At 25.2% G+C, this 813-nt stretch carries 1 protein-coding gene; it reads left to right on the forward strand.

Going from position 1 to position 813, the window contains the following annotated elements; genetic code table 11:
* The first annotated feature begins 501 nt into the window (after positions 1-501).
* Complete coding sequence (locus L21TH_RS07945; protein WP_006313717.1) at positions 502-696, forward strand: helix-turn-helix domain-containing protein; 195 nt, start codon at positions 502-504, stop codon at positions 694-696.
* The last annotated feature ends 117 nt before the right edge of the window (positions 697-813 follow it).

Raw genomic sequence — 813 nt, forward strand, 5'->3', positions numbered from 1 at the left:
TATATAAGTCTGGGCTCAACCGTTATGTTCCCGACACTATTATTATGGACCGAATAAAGACTTAATATACAAATTAATTTTGGTAATTTATACCAAAATAATATTATGTATATTTGAAAAAAGGAACCTTTTATGGCTCCTTTTTTAAGACTTTATCAACTTTTATGTGTACTAGTAAGTTGTGCAATTAGATTTATTTATTAGTATCTATAGAAGTTACTGAAAAGAATAACTAATAACAAGAAGAAGAAAAGTAATTCATTTCCACCATCAAATAAACCGCCAAGAAGACCTTTATTTTCAGACATTTAGTAAACCTCCTTTAATAAAACTTTGATTATTTAGTTTACTACATTATATGATAACTATGGTTTTTGGTTACAACTATATTGAAAATATTGCTACATTGAAAAGAGATTTGTAACAAAAGAATATTTTTTTCATAAATTAATTATATAAAGTCAAATTAGTACTTGTGGTTAAGTATGAGGAGTGGTATTATTGAACGATAACTTATATTTCATTAAAATAAAATCTAAAAAAGGATTAAAAAATATTAGTAGAAGACAAATAAATAAAATGATAGAGTTACAAAAGAGTGGATTGTCATACGATGAAATAGGTAAATTATATAAAGTAGATGGAAATACTGTATATAAGACTATAAAGGATTATAAAGAAGGAAAATATGAATAAGTTTATTACAGCTATCTTATTGAAGTTTAGATAGCTCTTTTTTATTGCTTAAAAAGAAGTCAGAAGTTTCGCATCTAAAAGATTTTAATGGGCGCTAGCCCTCAAGAATAGATTGTT

Source organism: Caldisalinibacter kiritimatiensis, from assembly GCF_000387765.1.
Classification (GTDB): domain Bacteria; phylum Bacillota; class Clostridia; order Tissierellales; family Caldisalinibacteraceae; genus Caldisalinibacter; species Caldisalinibacter kiritimatiensis.